This window comes from Roseovarius sp. B-10 (assembly GCF_056859295.1).
Window position 1 is genome coordinate 61,766 of sequence record NZ_JBSXOE010000021.1, and the last position, 20,084, is coordinate 81,849.

General features: G+C 66.7%; 17 protein-coding genes. 9 read left to right on the forward strand and 8 right to left on the reverse strand.

Annotated features, from left to right (window positions below; translation table 11 throughout):
* Positions 1-179 precede the first annotated feature (179 nt).
* Positions 180-1,301 carry a transporter gene (locus AC13D8_RS03485; protein WP_482967637.1) on the reverse strand — a complete coding sequence of 374 codons (1,122 nt, stop codon included), beginning with the start codon at positions 1,299-1,301 and terminating at the stop codon, positions 180-182.
* Positions 1,302-1,372: 71 nt separating this feature from the next.
* Positions 1,373-1,735: a hypothetical protein gene (locus AC13D8_RS03490; protein ID WP_482967638.1), complete on the reverse strand. Its 363-nt coding sequence runs from the start codon at positions 1,733-1,735 to the stop codon at positions 1,373-1,375.
* 177 nt (positions 1,736-1,912) lie between these two features.
* Between AC13D8_RS03490 and AC13D8_RS03495 the strand changes: the two genes are divergently transcribed.
* Both AC13D8_RS03495 and AC13D8_RS03500 read left to right on the forward strand, forming a co-directional pair.
* The gene (locus AC13D8_RS03495; protein ID WP_482967708.1) at positions 1,913-4,798 is read left to right on the forward strand and encodes an error-prone DNA polymerase; all 2,886 of its coding nucleotides are present in this window, start codon (positions 1,913-1,915) and stop codon (positions 4,796-4,798) included.
* Between the two features lie 42 nt (positions 4,799-4,840).
* Entirely contained in the window at positions 4,841-5,077 is a 237-nt protein-coding gene (locus AC13D8_RS03500; RefSeq protein ID WP_129433830.1) for an Lrp/AsnC ligand binding domain-containing protein, read from the forward strand.
* A 294-nt stretch (positions 5,078-5,371) separates the two neighbouring features.
* Here AC13D8_RS03500 and ade read toward each other — a convergent pair whose 3' ends face one another.
* The 3 genes from ade to AC13D8_RS03515 all read right to left on the reverse strand — a co-directional run bounded on the left by ade (position 5,372) and on the right by AC13D8_RS03515 (position 9,577).
* Positions 5,372-7,066 (reverse strand): adenine deaminase, encoded by a 1,695-nt coding sequence (ade, locus tag AC13D8_RS03505; RefSeq protein WP_482967639.1) that lies wholly within the window; start codon positions 7,064-7,066, stop codon positions 5,372-5,374.
* Between the two features lie 323 nt (positions 7,067-7,389).
* Entirely contained in the window at positions 7,390-8,787 is a 1,398-nt protein-coding gene (locus AC13D8_RS03510; RefSeq protein WP_482967640.1) for an aspartate aminotransferase family protein, read from the reverse strand.
* Between the two features lie 91 nt (positions 8,788-8,878).
* Complete coding sequence (locus AC13D8_RS03515; protein ID WP_482967641.1) at positions 8,879-9,577, reverse strand: GntR family transcriptional regulator; 699 nt, start codon at positions 9,575-9,577, stop codon at positions 8,879-8,881.
* 141 nt (positions 9,578-9,718) lie between these two features.
* Between AC13D8_RS03515 and AC13D8_RS03520 the strand changes: the two genes are divergently transcribed.
* The 5 genes from AC13D8_RS03520 (at position 9,719) to AC13D8_RS03540 (ending at position 15,109) form a co-directional block, all read left to right on the forward strand.
* Entirely contained in the window at positions 9,719-10,804 is a 1,086-nt protein-coding gene (locus AC13D8_RS03520) for a polyamine ABC transporter substrate-binding protein (RefSeq protein WP_129433838.1), read from the forward strand.
* A 65-nt stretch (positions 10,805-10,869) separates the two neighbouring features.
* The gene (locus AC13D8_RS03525; protein ID WP_482967642.1) at positions 10,870-11,994 is read left to right on the forward strand and encodes an ABC transporter ATP-binding protein; all 1,125 of its coding nucleotides are present in this window, start codon (positions 10,870-10,872) and stop codon (positions 11,992-11,994) included.
* 4 nt (positions 11,995-11,998) lie between these two features.
* Entirely contained in the window at positions 11,999-12,889 is an 891-nt protein-coding gene (locus AC13D8_RS03530; RefSeq protein WP_129433842.1) for an ABC transporter permease subunit, read from the forward strand.
* Positions 12,890-12,968: 79 nt separating this feature from the next.
* Positions 12,969-13,787, forward strand: a complete 819-nt coding sequence (locus AC13D8_RS03535) for an ABC transporter permease (protein WP_482967643.1) — start codon at positions 12,969-12,971, stop codon at positions 13,785-13,787.
* Complete coding sequence (locus AC13D8_RS03540; protein ID WP_482967644.1) at positions 13,784-15,109, forward strand: NAD(P)/FAD-dependent oxidoreductase; 1,326 nt, start codon at positions 13,784-13,786, stop codon at positions 15,107-15,109. Before AC13D8_RS03535 ends, AC13D8_RS03540 begins: the two co-directional genes overlap by 4 nt.
* Before the next feature lie 6 nt (positions 15,110-15,115).
* Here AC13D8_RS03540 and AC13D8_RS03545 read toward each other — a convergent pair whose 3' ends face one another.
* Together AC13D8_RS03545 and AC13D8_RS03550 are read right to left on the reverse strand one after the other, a co-directional pair.
* Positions 15,116-16,588 carry a D-alanyl-D-alanine carboxypeptidase family protein gene (locus tag AC13D8_RS03545; RefSeq protein WP_482967645.1) on the reverse strand — a complete coding sequence of 491 codons (1,473 nt, stop codon included), beginning with the start codon at positions 16,586-16,588 and terminating at the stop codon, positions 15,116-15,118.
* Between the two features lie 232 nt (positions 16,589-16,820).
* Entirely contained in the window at positions 16,821-17,588 is a 768-nt protein-coding gene (locus AC13D8_RS03550; protein ID WP_129433849.1) for an FCD domain-containing protein, read from the reverse strand.
* A gap of 131 nt (positions 17,589-17,719) precedes the next feature.
* Between AC13D8_RS03550 and msrB the strand changes: the two genes are divergently transcribed.
* The gene (gene msrB, locus AC13D8_RS03555) at positions 17,720-18,169 is read left to right on the forward strand and encodes a peptide-methionine (R)-S-oxide reductase MsrB (protein WP_129433850.1); all 450 of its coding nucleotides are present in this window, start codon (positions 17,720-17,722) and stop codon (positions 18,167-18,169) included.
* Positions 18,166-18,678 carry a peptide-methionine (S)-S-oxide reductase MsrA gene (gene msrA / locus AC13D8_RS03560; RefSeq protein ID WP_104020217.1) on the forward strand — a complete coding sequence of 171 codons (513 nt, stop codon included), beginning with the start codon at positions 18,166-18,168 and terminating at the stop codon, positions 18,676-18,678. The genes msrB and msrA overlap by 4 nt, the downstream gene beginning before the upstream one ends.
* Positions 18,679-18,791: 113 nt before the next feature.
* On the opposite strand, the gene AC13D8_RS03565 is transcribed toward msrA, so the two are convergent.
* Entirely contained in the window at positions 18,792-20,024 is a 1,233-nt protein-coding gene (locus AC13D8_RS03565; protein ID WP_482967646.1) for a urate hydroxylase PuuD, read from the reverse strand.
* Positions 20,025-20,084 lie beyond the last annotated feature (60 nt).

Below are 20,084 nucleotides of genomic sequence, written 5' to 3' on the forward strand. Positions count from 1 at the left end.
CCGCCCGGACGGGCGGGTGCTTTTGCGACGTTGCACACCCGCATGATCGCTCGACGTTCATGGTGCCATAAAGCGACGACCAAAGCCGTCGGAGCATCCGCCCGCGGTCGGGCACTCGCGCGGCTCATCGCATCCTGCCCAACGACCGCTTTACGCCACGCCCCCCCCCGCTCTGCCCCCTAGAACGGCTTGCGCCATGCCAGCGCGAGGGTCCAGTCCGTCTTTGACTGCACGCCGTTCAGGTCCTGGTAGAGCGGCACGCCCAGCTCCACCCCGATCCGGTGACCCTTGAACAGCCCCTTTTTCGGCGCGAGGTCGGCCCCGGCATGGAGCGTCACGTAACGCCCGCCGTAATTGCGCGGGTCGGCCCCGAGCGACGGCCCCATGATGCGCGGATCGCGCCCGTGAATGCGCCCGGCGTGGCGGTATTCCAGTCGGCCCGAATAGCTGATCCACGGTGCCGCGCGATAGCTGAGCCAGCCCGAGACCGCCGCCTCGTGGCCGTGCCGATAGCCCTCGTCATTCTCGCCCAGCCGGATGATCCCGCGCGCCTGCGCCCCCCAGTTGAGCGCGCCGCGCCCGGCCTCCCATGTCAGGGCGGGGTGCAGGTCATAGGTGCCCGAGCCGAGTTGCATCGAATAGGCCAGCCGCATGGTGGGCGTGGTGCCCATCGGGCTGAGCATCTGCCCCGTCTCGGTGATCGAGCCGGTCGGCAGGCTCAGGCCCAGGCCGAGCGCGGTGCGGTTGCGCCCCGCCTCGTGCAGCGACCACAGCGCGCCGAGGCGGATATCGCCCAGGCCGTCACTTCGCGTGGTGCTCTGCCCCAGGACGGCGGTTCCGGCGGGTCCGGCATAGGTCCGCATGGTCATGGATTTCTTCACATAGGGCAGCATGCCCATCACCGTGAGCCGCGCGCCCGCGCCATACATCGCGCCCAGCATGTGCATCTCGCCGGTCATCTCCACCGGGGCCATGCGGATCGTGGGCGGCTGGCCCGGCATGCCGGCAAAGGCATTGGGCACGGTCGTCACCAACGTGGCCGGGTCGAGATCGTCGGTGCCCGCGCGGATGCCCGACATGGCCATCGCCCCCGCCCGATAGACGAGCACCATCCGCCCCTCGGGGATCTGGTGGCGGCCCGGCAGGCCGACGGGCCCGTGGCGATGCATGTGGTGGCGGGCGTGGTCGTGGGGCATCGCGCCCCCCGCCTGCATGGCCATCGGGGTCATGGTCTGGGCCGTGGCCATACTGGCCAGCAGCCCGGCGCAGGCCAGCGCTGCGCCAAGGGATCGTTTCAGCATCGTGTCGTCCTTCGCAATCGGGCGCGCCTCGGGGCGGCCCGGTGATCTGTCTTGAGGGTGTCAGGGTCAGATCAGGCGAGGGGCGGGGCGCGGGGCCGGTGCGCGGGGGCAGGGCGCGCTGCGACGCGTGCCGCTTGGCCGGGCACAGGGGTGAGCGAAACCAGCCGTCCGGCGGGAACGGTCACGCCAATGTCGGGCAGGGCGAGCGCGGCGGTGATGCCGAAGGCGGGGCAGGGGTCGTGGACCGCGTCGGGCGCGGGCTCGACCGGGCCGCCGCCGATGGGGACATAGATGATCTCGGCCCCGGTGCAGATCGCCATCATGCCGGGGCCGGGTGCGCCGCCCGCCATCACCACCGGCAGCGCCGCGACGCGCAGCGCGAGGGTCAGCGCCAGCAGCACCGCCGCGCCGCCGCGCACCCACCTTCTGCCCATGCTCCGCCTGCCCGTCATGTCCCCTGCCTTTCCGGCATCCGGTTATATGCGCGGTCACGAATTTGTGAACCCGCAAGACGGCCCGCGCCGGTTTTGTCGCAGGGTGGGCAGGCGACTCCACAAAAGAACAAAACATGAATATCCTGACCGGAACGCTGCCTGACCGAATCGCCCATGATGTTCGCCGAACTCTGCGCCACCTCGAATTTCACCTTTCTCACCGGGGCCGCCCACCCCGAGGAATACATCGAGCGTGCCGCCGCGCTGGGCCTCGCGGGCGTGGCGATTGCCGATGTGAATTCCGTGGCGGGGATCGTGCGCGCCCATGCCCGCGCGAGAGAGATCGCGCGGCAGGTGCGCGAGCGGCGGGCGCTGGAGGCGCGCGAGGGGCTGCACGGCCCGCCCGCACCGCACCCCGCGCCGCCCGCATGGGCCAACGCTCCCCGCCTCATTCCCGCCACCCGGCTGGTGCTGCGCGATGGCCTCACGCTCACCGCGCTGCCCGGCGACCGGCAGGGCTGGGCGCGGCTCTGTCGGCTCCTGACGCTTGGGCGGCGGCGCGCGGCCAAGGGGGGCTGCGATCTGACCCTTGCCGACGTGCTGGAGGGGGCAGGGGGGCTGCACCTCCTCCTGCACCCCGAAACCGCGCCCGGCTGGCAGGATCAGGCGCGGCGGCTGAGGGGCCGCCTCGGGGATCGGCTGCACCTGCTCCTGCACCCGCATTACGACGGGCGCGATCCTGCACGCTTTGACCGGCTGGCGGGGATCGCGGCGCGGCTCGGCCTGCCCACTGTCGCCGCCGCCTGCCCGATCCTGCACCGCGCCCATCGCCGCCGCCTCGCCGATGTGCTGAGCGCGATCCGGCTCGGGCTGACGGTGGACCGGCTGGGCCGCCACGCCCTGCCCAATGCCGAAGGACGGCTGCGCTCGGAGGCCGAGATGCGCCGCCTGTTCACGGGGCACGAGGACGCGGTGGACCGCGCCACGGCGCTGGCCGCGCGGCTGACCTTCTCGCTCGACGAGCTGCGCCACGACTATCCCAGCGAGGCGGAGGGCGGCGAGACCCCGACCGCGCGGCTGCGGCGGTTGGCCGAGGCGGGCCTGAACTGGCGCTATCCGCAGGGCGCGCCTGACCGCGTGCGCGCGATGATGGAGCACGAGTTGGCCCTCATCGCGCGGATGCGCTACGAGCCCTATTTCCTGACCGTGCATGACGTGGTGGCCTTTGCCCGCTCACGCGGCATCCTGTGCCAGGGGCGTGGCTCGGCGGCCAATTCGGTGGTCTGCTACTGCCTCGGCGTCACCTCGGTCAGCCCCGAAATCGGCACCATGGTGTTCGAGCGCTTCGTGTCAGAGGCCCGCGACGAGCCGCCCGATATCGACGTGGATTTCGAGCATGAGCGCCGCGAGGAGGTGATCCAGTGGATTTATGACCGCTACGGGCGGCACCGCGCCGGGCTGTGCGCCACGGTGATCCATTACCGCGCCAAGCGCGCCATCCGCGAGGTGGGCCGCGCGATGGGCCTGTCGGAGGATATGCTGTCGGCGATCTCGTCACAGATATGGGGCGCGGGCAGCGCGCGTCGCCCCGACGCGGCGCGCCTCGCCGGGGTCGGCCTCGACCCGCGCGACCGCCGCCTTGCCCTGACGCTCGATCTGGTGGACGAGATCATCGGCTTTCCCCGCCACCTGAGCCAGCATGTTGGCGGTTTCGTCATCGCCGCCGACCGGCTGGACGAGCTTGTGCCCATCGAGAACGCGGCGATGGAGGAGCGCACGGTGATCTGCTGGGACAAGGACGACATCGACACCCTCGGCATCCTCAAGGTGGACGTGCTGGCGCTGGGCATGCTGAGCTGCCTGCGCCGCGCGTTCGACCTCTTGGCCGATCACCACGGCACGCGCTACGACCTCGCCACGCTACCGCCCGAGGACGGGCGCGTCTACGAGATGCTGGGCCGCGCCGACAGCCTCGGCGTGTTCCAGGTGGAAAGCCGCGCGCAGATGAATTTCCTGCCCCGGATGCGCCCGCGCAGCTTCTATGACTTGGTGATCCAGGTGGCGATTATCCGCCCCGGGCCGATCCAGGGCGATATGGTCCATCCCTTCATCCGCCGCCGCAATGGCGAAGAGGCGGTCAGCTTTCCCTCGGACGAACTGGGCCGCGTGCTGGGCAAGACGCTGGGCGTGCCGCTTTTCCAGGAACAGGCGATGCAGATCGCCATCATCGGCGCGGGCTTCTCGCCGGAAGAGGCCGACCGCCTGCGCCGGTCGCTGGCGACGTTCAAGAAGCATGGCAATGTCAGCGAGTTTCGCAACCGCTTCCTGCGGGGGATGCGCGAGAACGGCTATGACATGGACTTTGCCGAGCGCTGTTTCAGCCAGATCGAGGGGTTCGGCAGCTACGGCTTCCCCGAGAGCCACGCGGCCAGCTTTGCCCTGCTGGTCTATGCCAGCGCCTGGATCAAGTGCCACCACCCGGCGGTCTTTGCCTGCGCGCTGCTCAATTCCCAGCCGATGGGCTTTTACGCCCCCGCGCAAATCGTGCGCGACGCGCGCGAACATGGTGTGACGGTGCGCCCCGTCTGCATCAACGCGTCCTGCTGGGACAACACGCTAGAGCCCGACGGGCGCGGCGGGCTGGCGCTGCGGCTGGGCTTTCGGCAGGTGCGGGGCGTGGCCCGCGAAGAGGCCGACTGGATCGCGGCGGCGCGCGGCAACGGCTATCTCGGCCCCGAGGACGTGTGGCGACGCGCGGGCACCGCGCCTGCGCTCATCGCGCGGCTGGCCGAGGCCGACGCCTTTGCCGCGTTGGGGATGTCGCGCCGCGACGCGCTCTGGCAGGCGCGCGCGATTCGCAGCGCCGCGCCGCTGCCGCTCTTTGCCTGCGACCTCGACGGCGAGCGGATCGACGAGCCCGAGGCAACCCTGCCCGCGATGAGCCTCGGCGAGGAAATGGTCGAGGATTACGCCTCCCTGCGTCTGTCCCTGCGCGCGCATCCGCTGGCGCTTCTGCGGCCCATCCTCACCCCGCCCCGAGGTCATGGACAATCGCGCGCGTAGCGGAAATACTCGTGGAGAAATCACCACAGCGGGAGAGCCAAAATGCGCTGCGTCTTCATCAACATCCGCTGCAAGCCCGGCCACTCCTACCACGTGGCCGAGGATATCGCCCTGCGCGAGATACACTCGGAACTGCACTCCACCTCCGGCCCGTTCGACCTCTTGATGAAACTCTATGTCCCAGAGGACGCGGATATCGGCAAATACATCAACGACAACCTGCTCGATATCGAGGGGATCGAGAGAACCGAGACGACGCTAACCTTCAAGGCATTCTGAGGGGCGTAATCGGGGGGGCTTGCGCTCGTGTGTCGTCGCGAATGACCTGGAGCGGACGTTCAGGTCTTGGTGCCCATGCGCGGAATCGAGGCGCGTTTACGCGCCGCCGCGCAGCGCCCGACCGCCCCCTCGGGCGGGCGCTCCTCGACGGTGCAAGTAACGGTAATTCCAGAAGTATCTTGCACCATAAATCGCGCTGCGTAACCGGTTTTGTGCCCACCCGGCGGTCGGGCGCTGCGCGGCTCATCGCCAGACGGTTCAATGTCCCCTCTAGGCCAGCCCCGCCCCACTCTTTCACCCGATCAACTCGAAGCGCGTCACGTCCACCAGCCCCCGGTCGGTGATCTTGAGCGCCGGAATCACCGGCAGCGCCAGGAAAGCCAGCTGCAGGAACGGCTCGTGCAGCGCCACGCCGAGCGATTTCGCCGCCGCGCGCAAATCCACCAGCCGCGCGCGCACCTCCTCGAACGGCGCAAGACTCATCAGCCCGGCCACCGGCAGCGGCAATTCGGCCAGCACCCGGCCGCCTTCCACCACCACGAAGCCGCCTTCGATCTCGGCCATCCGGTTCACCGCCACGGCCATGTCGCCGTAATCCATGCCGACGCAGGCGATGTTGTGGTGGTCGTGGCACACGGTCGAGGCAATGGCCCCCGCCCGCAGGCCAAAGCCGCGCACGAAGCCGGTGGCGATGTTGCCGTTCTTCCCGTGCCGCTCCACCACCGCGATCCGCACCAGGTCGCGGCCCGCGTCGGGGCGCTTGTCGCCGTCCTCGGGTGCGATCTCCTCGCGCAGGTGCTCTGTCAGGATGCGTCCCTCCAGGATGCCGATCACATCCGTTTCCGCCCGGTTGCCGCCGTGGCGGAAATTCTCGGCGCGCACGCGCGGGGCCATGACCGAACGTCGCCCCACCGGGGCCACCCCGTCGCGCGTGCCAAACGCGGCCTCATCGGCCACCCGGCCCGCGCACAACACCAGCCGCGCGTCGCAATCCTCCAGCGATCCCACCGCCACGATATCCGCCCGTCGCCCCGGCGCGATCAGCCCCCGGTCGCGCAGCCCGAACGCCTCGGCCCCCGACAGCGACGCCGCGCGATAGGCCGCGAGCGGCGAGGCCCCGCGCGCGATGAGCCGCCGGATCATGTGGTCGAGATGGCCTTCCTCGGCGATATCGAGCGGGTTGCGGTCATCGGTGCATAGGCACATGTAGGGCGCGGTGATGTCCGACAGCAGCGGCGCCAGCGCCTCGAGATCCTTGCTGACCGAGCCTTCGCGGATCAGCACCCGCATCCCCCTTTGCAGCTTCTCGCGCGCCTCCTCGACGGTGGTCGCCTCGTGCTCGGTGCGGATACCGGCAGCGCAATAGGCGTTGAGATCGCGCCCCGAAAGTTGCGGGCAATGCCCGTCCATGTGGCCCCCCTCGAAAAGCCGCAGCTTGGCCATCATGCCGGGATCGCGATGGATCACGCCGGGATAGTTCATCACCTCGGCCAGCCCGATGCCCGAGGGGTGCCCCATCACCTCTCGCAAATCCTCGGCCCCGATCTCGGCGCCCGCCGTTTCCATGTCCGTGGACGGCACGCAGGAGCTGAGTTGCACCCTGATATCCATCAGCGTATGCGCACTCGCCTCCTGGAAATAACGGATGCCATCCAGCCCCATCACGTTGGCAATCTCGTGCGGATCGCAAATCGCGGTGGTCACGCCCCGGGGCGTTACGCAGCGGTCGAATTCCAGCGGCGTGACCAGCGAGCTTTCGATATGCAGATGCGTGTCGATGAAGCCGGGCACGAGGGTGAGGCCCTTCACGTCGATCACCTGCCGCCCCTCGTACTCGGCGCCGACGCCGACGATGGTATCGCCGCAGATCGCGACGTCGCCGGGGATCATCGCCCCCGTGACCAGGTCGAACACCGCACCGCCCCGCAGTACGAGGTCTGCCGGTTTGTCGCCCCGCCCCTGCGCGATCCGGTCCTCAAGCTTCGCCATTTGCCGCCCTCCGGTTGCTTTGCCTCACTGTCGCGCGGGAGGGGGCGGGGGGCAAGAGCGGTGGGGCGGTGATGAGCCGCGCGAGCGCCAGCCCGCGGGATGGCGATCCGATGGCTGGTCTATTGTGCTCTATCTCCGGGTTCCCGAGAGAGATCAGAGCTTTGCGCCAGCGTTACCCAATCGCCAGCCCGGGGGGCGGGCTGGCGCTCGCGCGGCGGCGTGCAAGCACGCCTTGATTCCGCGCGGGGCGCAGGGATTCCGCGCGGGGCGCAGGAGGCGAATGGCAGGAACAGGCCAGCCGCGTCAGCGCCTCAAACCACCCCTCACGCCGCCGCCTTCATCAGCCCCTCGTCGCGGACCTGCCGTTCGGCCTCGTCGAGCGAGCGCCACGCCCGGTCGATCAGCGTGTCGATTTCCGACTTCGAGATCACCAGCGGCGGCGAAATGATCATGCGGTCGCCCACGTGGCGCATCACCAGGTTGTTGGCAAAGCACCGCTCGCGGCAGATATAGCCCACCGTCCCCGGCTCCGAGGCGAACTTCGCGCGCGCGCCCTTGTCCGGTGTCAGCGCGATGGACCCCATCATGCCCACGATCCGCGCCTCGCCCACCATCGGGTGCGCGGCGAGGCTCTCCCATTTTTCCTTCAGGTAAGGGCCGGTTTCTTCGGCCACGCGGGTGACGATCCCCTCCTCGTCGAGGATGCGCAGGTTCTCCAGCGCCACGGCGCAGGACACCGGGTGCCCCGAATAGGTATAGCCGTGGTTGAACTCGCAACCATTCAGCACGCGCGCCACCTCGTCCGACACGATCGACCCGCCGATCGGCGCATAGCCCGACGACAGACCCTTGGCGATGGTCATGATGTCGGGGCGAATGCCGAGCGTCTGGCTGCCGAACCAGTTGCCCGTGCGACCGAACCCGCAGATCACCTCGTCGGCGATGAGCAGGATGCCGTACTTGTCGCAAATCCGCTGTATCTCGGGCCAATAGCTGTCGGGCGGAATGATCACGCCGCCCGCGCCCTGCACCGGCTCACCGATGAAGGCGGCGATGCGGTGCGGCCCCAGTTCCTCGATCTTCTCCTCCAGTTGCCGCGCGCGGGCGAGGCCGAATGCCTCCGGGTCCGTATCGCCGCCCTCGGCATACCAGTGGGGCTGGTCGATATGGTGGATGTCGGGAATGGGCATACCGCCCTGCGCGTGCATGCCCCCCATGCCGCCAAGGCTCGCGCTGCCCATCGACGAGCCGTGATAGCCGTTGTGCCGCGCGATGATGACATTGCGCTCCGGCTCGCCCTTCTCCGCCCAGTAGGTGCGCACCATGCGGATATTGGTGTCATTGGCCTCCGAGCCCGAACAGGCATAAAACACGTGGTTGAGATCGCCCGGCGCCAGTTCCGCCAACCGCTTGGCCAGCGCGATGGCGGGCACGTGGCTGGTCTGGAAGAACGTGTTGTAATATGGCAGCTCGCGCATCTGCCGCGCTGCTACCTCGGCCAGCTCCTCGCGCCCGTAGCCGATATTGACGCACCACAAGCCCGCCATCGCGTCGAGAATCTCGTTGCCGTCGCTGTCGGTCAGCGTCACGCCGCGCGCGCGGGTGACGATGCGCGCGCCCTTGGCGTTGATCGCGTCACCATGGGTAAAGGGATGCATGTGATGCGCGGCATCGAGCGCCTGAAGCTCGGCGGTGGGCAGGTGATTGGTGATCGTGGTCATGGCGGACCCTTTCGTCTCGGGGAATCGGGGGTGCGGCCCGGTCAGCCGCCTTCCACCAAGAATATGATCAAATTTATCTCTGTCAATCGAATCAGTCGTCCCGCGGCTGGCGCGACAGCGATTGGCGTACCTGCTCCATCCCCTGCACCACGTCGGCACGGATTGCCTGCGCCGCGGCCTCGGCATCGCCCGCGCGCATCGCCGCGAGCAGGTCCTTGTGCCGGTCAGGCAGGCCCTCGGTGCCCACCCGTCCGCACACCACGCGCAGCGACGGACCAAAGCGCAGCCATAGCCCGTCTGCCACGTCTGTCAGGATCGGGGCCACCGCAATTTCGTAGAGCGCGCGGTGAAAGCGGTAGTTGAGCTCGAGATAGGCGCGCATGTCCCCGCGCAGGATGGCGCGGTCGAGGTCGTCGTCGACCTCGGTCAGGTGGTCAAGGTCCGCAGGCGTTGCGCGTTCTGTCGCGCGCCGCGCGAGGTGAGGGTCAAGCCATTGACGCGCAAAGATCAACTCCCCGATATTCCCGGCATCCAGCAGCGGCACCGAGACCCGCCTGTTGCCCTGGAACTCCAGCGCGCCCTCGGCGATCAGCCGCCGCAGTGCCTCGCGCACCGGCGTCATGCCCGCACCGAGCCGGTCGCACAGCCCCTGGATCGTTACCGCCTGTCCGGGGGCCAGATCGCCAAAGAGCACCAGCGCGCGCAACTCGCGATAGATCGTCTCATGCGCCGGAAGGCGCGGGGCGAGGGCGGTCTCGCTGCCCGTTTTACGTGCGGTTCTCGATGTCACTCCGGCATCCCCGATGTCTGTGCAAACTCATCGCTTGCGAGTTTAACGGCTGCGTGAAAACATTACCATATTGCCATCCGCGGTAGTTTTTGATCAAATGCCGCCAAGGCAGACAACATGCCGAACCAACGGGAGATCACCATGAAATACCTTATACTGACCACCACCGCCACGCTCGCACTCGGTACCGCCGTCGCCTCGGCAGAGGAAGTGCGGGTCTACAACTGGTCCGACTATATCGACGAATCGCTGCTCACCAAGTTCGAGGAAGAGACCGGCCTCGATCTCGTCTACGACGTGTTCGACAGCAACGAGGTGCTGGAAACCAAGATGCTCGCCGGCGGCTCGGGCTATGACGTGGTGGTGCCCTCGGGCACCTTCCTGCAACGTCAGATCCAGGCGGGCGCGTTCCAGAAGCTCGACAAGTCCAAGCTGCCCAATCTGGATAACATGTGGGACGTGGTCACCAAGCGTACCGAGCAATACGACCCGGAAAACGCCTACTCGATCAACTACATGTGGGGCACCACCGGCATCGGCGCCAATGTCGGCAAGGTGCAGGAGGCACTGGGCGAGGATGCGCCGCTCGACAGCCTCGAGCTGGTGCTCAACCCCGACAACATGGAGAAGCTAGGCGACTGCGGCGTGCATTTCCTCGATGCCCCCGCCGAGATGATCCCGATGGCGCTCAACTATATCGGCGAAGATCCGAACAGCCATGACCCGGACGTGATCGCCAAGGTCGAGCCGATCCTGATGGCGATCCGCCCCTACATCCAGAAGTTCCACAGCTCCGAATACATCAACGCGCTGGCCAACGGTGATATCTGCGTCGCGGTGGGCTGGTCCGGCGACATCCTTCAGGCGCGCGACCGTGCCGACGAGGCCGATAACGGTGTCGAGATCGTCTACAACGCCCCCAAGGAAGGCGCGCAGATGTGGTTCGACCAGATGGCCATTCCGGTCGATGCCCCGAACCCCGACGGCGCCCACACGTTCCTGAACTTCATCATGGACGCACAGAACATGGCGACGGCGTCGAACTATGTCTACTACGCCAACGGCAACAAGGCGTCGCAGGAATACCTGGTCGAGGACGTGATCGGCGATCCCGCGATCTATCCCTCGCAGGAGGCGCTCGACAACCTGTTTACCACCACGCCCTACCCGGCAAAGGTGCAGCGGGTAGTCACCCGTCTGTGGACCAAGATCAAGTCCGGCACCTGATCGCGATGACCGGCCCGCGCCCTCCCGGCGCGGGCCTTTTCATATCCGTAAATGCCGGGGGCAGCATGGGGCAGACCGTCTTCGAGCCGTGGAACGATCCGGACGAAAAACCGCTCATCCAGTTCAAGAATGTCACCAAGCGGTTCGGCGATTTCACCGCCATCGACAACCAGACATTCGACATCTACGAGAAAGAGTTTTTCGCCCTTCTCGGCCCCTCGGGCTGCGGCAAGACCACGATGATGCGGATGCTCGCCGGCTTCGAGGCACCGACCGAGGGTACCATCCTGCTGGGCGGGCAGGACATCGCCCCCATCCCGCCCAACAAGCGCGCGGTGAACATGATGTTCCAGTCCTACGCGCTCTTTCCGCATCTCTCCGTGTGGGACAACATCGCCTTCGGCCTCAAGCGCGATCGCATGTCGAAGGACGCGATCGCCGCGCGGGTCGAGGAAATGCTCAAGCTCACGCGGCTCACGCAATTCGCCCGCCGCAAACCGCACCAGATTTCCGGCGGCCAGCGGCAGCGCGTGGCGCTCGCGCGCAGCCTCGCCAAGGCGCCCAAGCTCTTGCTGCTCGACGAGCCATTGGGCGCGCTCGACGCCAAGCTGCGGCAGGCCACGCAGTTCGAGCTGATGGACATCCAGGAAAAGACCGGCACCACCTTCGTCATCGTCACCCACGACCAGGAAGAGGCGATGACCGTGGCCAGCCGCGTCGCGGTGATGGACGAGGGCCGCATCGTGCAGGCCGACACGCCCGCGCGCATCTATGAAAACCCGAGCACCACCTATGTCGCGGATTTCATTGGCGATGTGACGATCATCTCCGGTCGTGCCAGCCGGGCGGGCGAGGGCTACGAGGTGCACTATGCCGAAGCGGCCGCACCGATCTACTCGGCCTTCGATATCGACCTCGCCGAGGGCGAGAGCTGTCACCTCGCGCTGCGCCCCGAAAAGGTTTCGATCACCGCCGAGCGCCCGGCGGACCGCCGCAATGCCGTGCAGGGCACGATCATCGACATCGCCTATCTCGGCAATCTCTCGACCTACCATGTCGAGATCGAAGGCGGGCAGATGGTCAAGGCGCAGGCCGCCAACACCCGCCGCCTCTCGCGTCGCGATTTCACTTGGGAAGACACGGTGTGGCTGTCGTGGACCGATACCGCCGCCGTGCTCTTGAGGGAGTGACGGGATGCGCCGCTTCGCCCTCATCGCGCTACCCTATGCCTGGCTTCTGGCGCTGTTCCTCGTTCCTTTCGGAATCGTGCTCAAGATTTCGCTGTCGGATATCGCGCTTGCGATCCCGCCCTACACGCCCACGCTCGACCTGTCCGAGGGATGGGCAGGGTTCAAGGATTTCCTCGCCGCGCTCGATTTCGAGAACTTTACCTTCCTGACCACCGATGATCTCTACTGGAAGGCCTACCTGTCGTCGCTCCAGATCGCGGCGCTGGCCACGTTCATCACGCTGATCGTGGGCTATCCCATCGCCTATGGCATGGCCAACGCGCCCGATCACTGGCGCCCGACGCTGATGATGCTGGTGATCCTGCCGTTCTGGACGTCGTTTCTCATCCGGGTCTATTCGTGGATGGGGATTCTCTCGACCGAGGGCTATCTCAACCAGCTTCTGCTCTGGGCAGGGCTGATTTCCGAGCCGCTGGATATCCTCAACACCCCCACGGCCGTCTATATCGGCATCGTCTATACGTACCTTCCGTTCATGATCCTGCCGATCTACTCGACGCTCGAGCGAATGGACGGCTCGCTTCTCGAAGCGGCGGAAGACCTGGGCTGCTCGCGGCTCACGGCCTTCTGGCTGGTGACGGTGCCGCTGTCGAAGAACGGGATCGTGGCGGGCTGTTTCCTCGTCTTCATCCCCACCATCGGTGAATTCGTCATCCCCTCGCTGCTGGGCGGATCACGCACGCTGATGATCGGCAAGGTGCTGTGGGAGGAATTCTTCAACAACCGCGACTGGCCGGTGGCAAGCGCGGTGGCGGTGGTGCTGCTGCTGATCCTCATCATCCCGATCATCCTGTTCCAGCGCAACGAGCAGAAAAGCCGGGAGGCCGAGGGATGATACGACGCCGTTTCCCGAAATCTTCAAAAGATTTCGCCCCGATTTCTTTCAAAGAAATCGGCCACCCGAGGGCGCACACATGAGACGGGTCACCTGGTTCAACGCCACCTCTCTCACCCTCGGCTTCGCCTTTCTCTACCTGCCGATGCTGATCCTCATCGTCTACAGCTTCAACGAGTCGAAGCTGGTAACCGTCTGGGCCGGGTTCTCGACCAAATGGTATGGCACGCTCATCCAGAACGAGGCGTTCCTCGACGCCGCGCTCGTCACGCTCAAGGTGGCGGTGGCGTCCTCGACCATTGCCACGGTGCTGGGCACGATGGCCGCGCTGGTGCTGGTGCGCGCCGGGCGGTTCCCGGGGCGGACGTTGTTTTCCGGCATGATCTACGCGCCGCTGGTGATGCCAGAGGTGATCACCGGCCTGTCGCTCCTGCTTCTCTTTATCGGCATCGGGCTCGATCGCGGCATCCTCACCATCATCCTTGCGCACACCACCTTCTCGATGGCCTTTGTTGCGGTGGTGGTATCCTCGCGGCTCATGAGCTTCGATCGCTCGCTGGAAGAGGCGGCGCTCGATCTCGGCTGTTCGGCCTTCGACGCGTTCCGCCTCGTCACCCTGCCGATCATCGCGCCCGCCGTGATCTCGGGATGGCTGCTGGCCTTTACGCTCTCGCTCGACGACCTGGTGATCGCGTCCTTTACCGCTGGACCGTCGGCCACCACCCTGCCGATAAAGATCTGGTCCTCGATCCGGCTGGGTGTCAGCCCCGAGATCAACGCGCTATCCACCATCATGATCGGCATCGTGGCCGTCGGGGTCGTCACCGCCTCGCTCGTCACCAAGCGCGCCAGCTTGCGCCAACAGGCCGAGGAGCGCGCCGCGGCGCAACAGGTATGAGACGCATCTTCCCCGCGCACGCCTACGGGCCCGGTCCGCGCGCCGCCTGCTTCTGGGCCGGGACCGCCGATATCCCGGACTACCCCGCCGCCGAGGGCGAAATCGCCTGCGACGTGGCGGTGATCGGCGCGGGCTTCACCGGGCTGTCGGCGGCGCTGCGCCTCGCAGAGGCGGGCGAGGACGTGTGCGTCTTCGAGGCAGAGCACGTAGGCTGGGGCGCATCGGGGCGCAACGGCGGGTTTTGCTGCCTCGGCGGGGCCAAGGCGTCGGACGCGATGCTTCGCCGGTTTCACGGCGAGGATGCCCGCCGCGATTGGCGGCGCACCGAGATGGCCGCGGTCGAGACGGTGCGCGCCCTGATCGACCGCCACGGCATCATTGCCGACACCCATTCCGAGGGCGAAACGGCGATGGCCCACACGCCTCGCGCCGCCGCCGGGTTCACGGCCCGCGCCGCGCAGATCGAGGCCGATTACGGCGTAACACCCACGCTCATTCCGGGCGCCGAACTGGCACGGGAGGGGATGCGCGGCCCGTTCTTCGCGGCCCTCACAACGCCTATCGGCTTTGCCCTCAACCCGTTGAAATATGCGCTCGGCCTTGCCCGCGCCGCCACCGGGGCAGGGGCGCGCATCCACGCCCATTCGCCGGTCACCGCGATCCGCTCCGATGGTCGCTTTCACCTCACCACGCCCGACGCCCGCATCACCGCCCGCCGCCTGATCGTGGCCACCAACGGCTATTCGTCGGACGATCTGCCCGGCTGGCTGCGGGGCCGCTACCTGCCGACACAGTCCAACGTGATCGTCACCCGCCCGCTTACCGAAGAAGAACTGGCCGCCCAAGGCTGGACCACGCACCAGATGTGCTACGACGACCGGTTCTTCCTGCATTATTTCCGGCTGATGCCCGACCGGCGGATGCTCTTCGGGATGCGCGGTGGGCTATTCTCCTCGCCACGTCACGACGAGCGGATGCACCGCACCATCCGGCGGCATTTCGACGCGATGTTCCCGGCATGGCGACATGTCGAGACGCCGCATGGCTGGAATGGCCTCTTGTCGCTCGCCCCCGATCTCACGCCCTTCGCCGGGCCGATCCCCGAGATGCCGGGCGCCTTCGCCGCGCTGAGCTATCACGGCAACGGCGTCGCGATGGCCAGCCACGCGGGCGCGATTCTCGCCGATCTGGCAACGGGGCGCACACCTCGGGCACGCTACCCCGAAATCATGCAGACACCGCCCCGGCGCTGGCCCTTGGGACGGTTGCGGCGGGCGATGATGTGGCCGCCCTATGCATGGGCCACACTGCGCGGCGACTGACGCGCCTCAGCCGGGCCCGATCATGAAGCAGGTGATCTGGCGCGCCTGAAGCCGGCGGCAGGCGAGATCGGCGGACTCGCGGGTCATACCCATGAAATTCGCGTCGAACCCGGTGGGATGGCGCACCACCTTGCGCAGACTGCCGTCGAGCGTGGAAATCTCGCTCAGCGCTGTGCGCAGCAGCACCTGCCGCGCCTTGAACTCGTTGGGATAACGCCCGACATTCACGCCCCAATGGCGACCATCGGAGGTAGAGACGCGGGTGACGACCTCCCGTTCCGGCTCCGCCGACCCGGCTGCCACCCTGGTTTCTGCGGCAGGTTCCGTGTCAGGTATCGTTTCGGGGCGCGGTTCGGGGCGCAATGCCGGGATGTCTTCGACCGCGGCGACCTCCGTCGTGGTGGCCTCGGCGGCGTCGCGCACCGCGCGTTCGATTTGAACGGCATCGGCCAGCATCACAGGGGCCGCCGGCGCCACCGGCTCGGCGCCGGGGCGGGGCCGTGGCCGCAGGCTCTTGCGCACCGCGGCGGCAGTGGCAAGCCGCACCGTCCGCGCGGCATAGGCCGGGCGCGCCGCTCCGGCGGCGATCGCTACCGGCGCATGGTCCAGCTTGCCCAGGTAGGGCGGACGGCCCGGCGGTGCCAGGGCGACGCGGTGCGCGGCCTTGCGAAAGCCGAGGTCGAGCAGCTTGGCCACCTGCGCGTTGCGCGACGCGGTGGATTTGCCGCCGAACACGGTGGCGATGATGCGCTCGCCTCCCCGCTCGGCACTTGCCACGAGGTTGAACCCGGCGGCGCGGGTATAGCCGGTCTTGATCCCGTCCGCGCCGCGGTAGCTGCGCAGCATGCGGCGGTTGGTGTGGCTTACACGTTTGACGCCGGCATCGGCGGTGATCCGCGAGAACAGGTTGTAATAATCGGGATAGTCATAAAGCACGTGCCGCCCGAGGATCGTCATGTCGCGGGCCGTGGACAGGTGCCCGCTCTCGGTCAGGCCATGCGCGTTCTTGAACGTGGTTCGCGTCATCCCCATCGCCTTGGCCGTGCGGTTCATGCGGCGGGCAAAGCGCGCCTCCGACCCTTCGATCGCCTCGGCCAGCGCGGTGGCGGCATCGTTGGCCGAACGCACGGCGGCGGCCCGGATGAGATAGCGCAGCTTGATTCGCTGACCGGTGCGCAGGCCCAGCTTGCTGGGCGGCTCGGAGGCGGCGTGGCGCGAGATGGTCACAAGATCGTCGAGGCCGATCTCACCGTTCTCCACCGCCTCGAACACGATGTAGAGCGTCATCATCTTGGTCAGAGAGGCGGGGTGAAGTCGCGTGTTGGCGTTCTCGGAATAGAGCACCTTGCCGTTGCGCCCGTCGATCACGTAGCCCGCGTAGGGAGCTGCCGTCGCGCTCAGCGGCACGATCACGAGCATCCAGACCGTCGCCAGCGCGACCAGGCCCCACAGCAGAGGCCGACTGCCCCATATTTTCATGGTTCTGCTCTTTTTTGTCTTGTTTCTGCCTCGTGGCGACGATTATTGCCGCGCTTATTTTCTTTGAGAGTATCACATGAACTGCGGTGCTCAAAGCACCAATTTTCTTGAATAAATTCGGGTTCGCGCGCTGCGCAATGCGCAATGCAAGATGTGGTGGCGCATTTACGGGCGACCCCCAGATGGGCGATCCGCCGCCCGGATTGCGATGCACGCGCGGGCTCACACCGCCCTAGCGCGATTGCTCGTGCTCGAACCGCTGGCGCGCGATGGCTTCGTTTTGATCGGCCTTCTGCTGGTCCGAGAGCGCCTTTTCCACGTAGGCGAGGTGCGCGTCGACCGCCTCGCGTGCCCCCTTGGAATCGCGCGCCTGAATCGCGGCGTTGATCCGCCGATGCTGGTCGAGCAGGGCCCCCCGCGTGGTGCGCTGCCGGAACATCACCTGGCGATTGTAGAACACGCCCTCGCGCAGAAGCTGGAACATCGAGCGCATCATGTGCAGCATGATGACATTGTGGCTCGCCTCGATGATCGCCATGTGGAATTCCGCGTCGAGCCGCGCCTCGTCCGCCGGGTTGGTCTTCTTGTGGGCGGCTTCCATCTTGTCCATCACGGTCTGGATCACCCGCAGATCGGTATCCGATGCCAGCCGCGCCGCCCGGCACGCCGCCAGCCCTTCCAGGTCGCGGCGGAACGCGATGTAGTCGAACACCGCCTCGGCATGCTCGGCAAAGAGCCGGATCAGCGCGGGCGAGAACGCGCTGCCCAGAACGTCGGCCACGTAAATCCCGGCCCCGGCGCGCGCCGTGAGCAGCCCCTTGTCCTGCAGATCGGCCACCGCCTCGCGCAGCGACGGTCGCGACACGCCCAGTTTCTCGGCCAGCTCACGCTCGGCGGGCAGGCGCTCGCCCGGGCGCAGGATGCCGCGCAGGATCAGCTTTTCGATCTGCCGCGTCACCGCGGTCGATAGCTTTTCGGGGGTCACTTTTTCGAATGGCATGGTGCTGGCCCGTGGTAAAACTGGTCAGATCATATGACCACACCCCATGTGCGGCAAGTGCCGTGACCCGGCCTCTTTGTCTTTTTGCGTTTTCACCCCATCTTGAAGGGATAAGGAACATGGAGCGTAGCATGGCCCCCTACCACAAGGATCCCGAGCGCATCAGCGCGCTCAGCCCCGAGCAGTACCGCGTCACCCAGCAGAACGGGACCGAGCGTCCCGGCACCGGCGCGTATCTCAACAACAAGGAGCCGGGAATCTACGTCGATATCGTCTCGGGCGAACCGCTCTTTGCCAGTTCCGACAAGTTCGAATCGGGCTGCGGCTGGCCCAGCTTTACCAAGCCGATCACACCCGCGCATGTCACGGAACTGCGCGACGCCTCGCTCGGCATGATCCGCACCGAGGTGCGCAGCCGCGACGGCGACAGCCATCTCGGCCACGTCTTTCCCGACGGGCCCCGCGACCGTGGCGGGCTGCGCTATTGCATCAACTCGGCGAGCCTGCGATTCATTCACAGAGACGACATGGCGGCCGAAGGCTACGGCGATTATCTCGATCAGGTGGAGGACGTGACATGACCGAACGCGCAGTTCTGGCGGGGGGGTGTTTCTGGGGGATGCAGGATCTCATCCGCAAGCTCGACGGGGTGATCTCGACGCGGGTGGGTTACACGGGTGGTGACGTGCCCAACGCCACCTACCGCAACCACGGCACCCATGCCGAGGGGATCGAGATCATCTTCGATCCCTCGCGGATCAGCTATCGGCGGCTGTTGGAAATCTTCTTCCAGATCCACGATCCCACCACGCTCAACCGTCAGGGAAACGATGTCGGGATGAGCTATCGCTCGGCGATCTACTACTGCTCCGATGCGCAGCGTGAAGAGGCGCTGCGCACCATCGCCGATGTCGAGGCCAGCGGCCTCTGGCCCGGCAAGGTCGTGACAGAGGTGGAACCGGTCGGCGATTTCTGGGAGGCCGAGCCCGAGCACCAGGATTACCTCGCCCGCTTTCCGCAGGGCTATACCTGCCATTTCCCACGCCCCGATTGGGTGCTGCCGCGCAAGACCGCCGAGACCGACGGCTAGAGCGTGTCGCTCAAAAGTGGGAACCGGTTTTGAGCTTCTCGGACACGCGAAATCAATCGGTCAGAGCGGGTTGCGTGAATGCGAATGAACGCGAGCCGCTCTGACGCGCCGCTTCACCGCGTCGCCGCGCGATACCACGCGACGATGCGGCGGCGCTCCGCATCTTCCATAAAGCTCACGTTCGCGGGCGGCATCGCGTCCGTCACGCCCGCGTGCAGATAGATCGCCCGCGCCGCGCGGGCGATATCGCCCTCGGTCTCCAGCAGCACGTTCTTGGGCGCGCGGCGGATACCCTCTTGGAACGGCTCGCGCGCGTGGCACATGGCACAGCGCCCGGGCACGATGGACGCCACCTCCTCGAATCCCTCGGTCTCGGCGAATTGGCGCTCGGCGGCGCTCAGCGGGCGTGTCTCGGCGGCCCCGTATTCATCGTGCTGCAACGGCGCGGTCGACAGCCACATGATGCCGACGAAAAGGATCGCGGTCACCGCCCACGTCCACCACAGCATCCCGCCGCCCGCGTGCATGGTGTTAAAGAAGTGGCGGATCGTCACCCCCATCAGGAACACCAGCGACGCGATGAGCCAGTTCCATTCGGTGGCAAAGGCCAGCGGGTAGTGGTTCGACAGCATCAGGAACACCACCGGCAACGTCAGGTAATTGTTGTGGGTCGAACGTAGCTTGGCGATGCGCCCGTATTTTGCATCCGGCGTCCGGCCCTCGCGCAGGTCGGCCACCACGATGCGCTGGTTGGGCATGATGATGAAGAACACGTTCGCGGTCATGATCGTGGCGGTGAACGCACCGAGATGCAGCAGCGCCGCGCGCCCGGTGAACACCTGGTCATAGCCCCAGCCCATCGCCACCAGCAGCACGAACAGCAGCGCCATGAGCAACGTGGGCCGTTCCCCAAGGCCGGATTTGCACAACCGGTCATAGACCAGCCAGCCGACCGAGAGCGACAGCGCCGAGATCGCGATCCCCTGCCACAGCGCCAGATCGGCCTTGTTCGGGTCGATCAGGTATAGCTCGCCCCCGACCCAGTAGACGATCATCAATAGCGCCGCGCCCGACAGCCAGGTGGCATAGCTCTCCCATTTGAACCATATCAGATGCGCGGGCATGTTTTCGGGTGCAACCAGGTATTTGCGGACGTGGTAGAACCCGCCGCCATGCACCTGCCATTCCTCGCCATGCGCACCGGGCGGCAGGTCGTCGGCCCGACGCAGGCCCAGGTCAAGCGCCACGAAATAGAACGACGAGCCGATCCACGCGATGGCGGTGACGACATGAAGCCACCGCACCGCGAAACCCGCCCAGTCCCAGATGATCGCCAGATCGTGCATTCTCCGCCTCCCTGCGCATGATTGCGCGCCCCTTGTGCCACATGCCGCGATTGTCATGAA

Excerpts from the sequence above, each read along its gene's own strand:
- AC13D8_RS03520 (WP_129433838.1), top strand. The coding sequence starts at position 9,719 with ATGAAATACCTTATACTGACCACCACCGCCACGCTCGCACTCGGTACC.
- AC13D8_RS03540 (WP_482967644.1), top strand. The coding sequence starts at position 13,784 with ATGAGACGCATCTTCCCCGCGCACGCCTACGGGCCCGGTCCGCGCGCC.
- AC13D8_RS03545 (WP_482967645.1), bottom strand. The coding sequence starts at position 16,588 with ATGAAAATATGGGGCAGTCGGCCTCTGCTGTGGGGCCTGGTCGCGCTG.
- AC13D8_RS03495 (WP_482967708.1), top strand. The coding sequence starts at position 1,913 with ATGTTCGCCGAACTCTGCGCCACCTCGAATTTCACCTTTCTCACCGGG.
- AC13D8_RS03565 (WP_482967646.1), bottom strand. The coding sequence starts at position 20,024 with ATGCACGATCTGGCGATCATCTGGGACTGGGCGGGTTTCGCGGTGCGG.
- msrA (WP_104020217.1), top strand. The coding sequence starts at position 18,166 with ATGACCGAACGCGCAGTTCTGGCGGGGGGGTGTTTCTGGGGGATGCAG.
- ade (WP_482967639.1), bottom strand. The coding sequence starts at position 7,066 with ATGGCGAAGCTTGAGGACCGGATCGCGCAGGGGCGGGGCGACAAACCG.
- AC13D8_RS03550 (WP_129433849.1), bottom strand. The coding sequence starts at position 17,588 with ATGCCATTCGAAAAAGTGACCCCCGAAAAGCTATCGACCGCGGTGACG.
- AC13D8_RS03500 (WP_129433830.1), top strand. The coding sequence starts at position 4,841 with ATGCGCTGCGTCTTCATCAACATCCGCTGCAAGCCCGGCCACTCCTAC.
- msrB (WP_129433850.1), top strand. The coding sequence starts at position 17,720 with ATGGCCCCCTACCACAAGGATCCCGAGCGCATCAGCGCGCTCAGCCCC.
- AC13D8_RS03525 (WP_482967642.1), top strand. The coding sequence starts at position 10,870 with ATGGGGCAGACCGTCTTCGAGCCGTGGAACGATCCGGACGAAAAACCG.
- AC13D8_RS03490 (WP_482967638.1), bottom strand. The coding sequence starts at position 1,735 with ATGGGCAGAAGGTGGGTGCGCGGCGGCGCGGCGGTGCTGCTGGCGCTG.
- AC13D8_RS03535 (WP_482967643.1), top strand. The coding sequence starts at position 12,969 with ATGAGACGGGTCACCTGGTTCAACGCCACCTCTCTCACCCTCGGCTTC.
- AC13D8_RS03485 (WP_482967637.1), bottom strand. The coding sequence starts at position 1,301 with ATGCTGAAACGATCCCTTGGCGCAGCGCTGGCCTGCGCCGGGCTGCTG.
- AC13D8_RS03530 (WP_129433842.1), top strand. The coding sequence starts at position 11,999 with ATGCGCCGCTTCGCCCTCATCGCGCTACCCTATGCCTGGCTTCTGGCG.
- AC13D8_RS03510 (WP_482967640.1), bottom strand. The coding sequence starts at position 8,787 with ATGACCACGATCACCAATCACCTGCCCACCGCCGAGCTTCAGGCGCTC.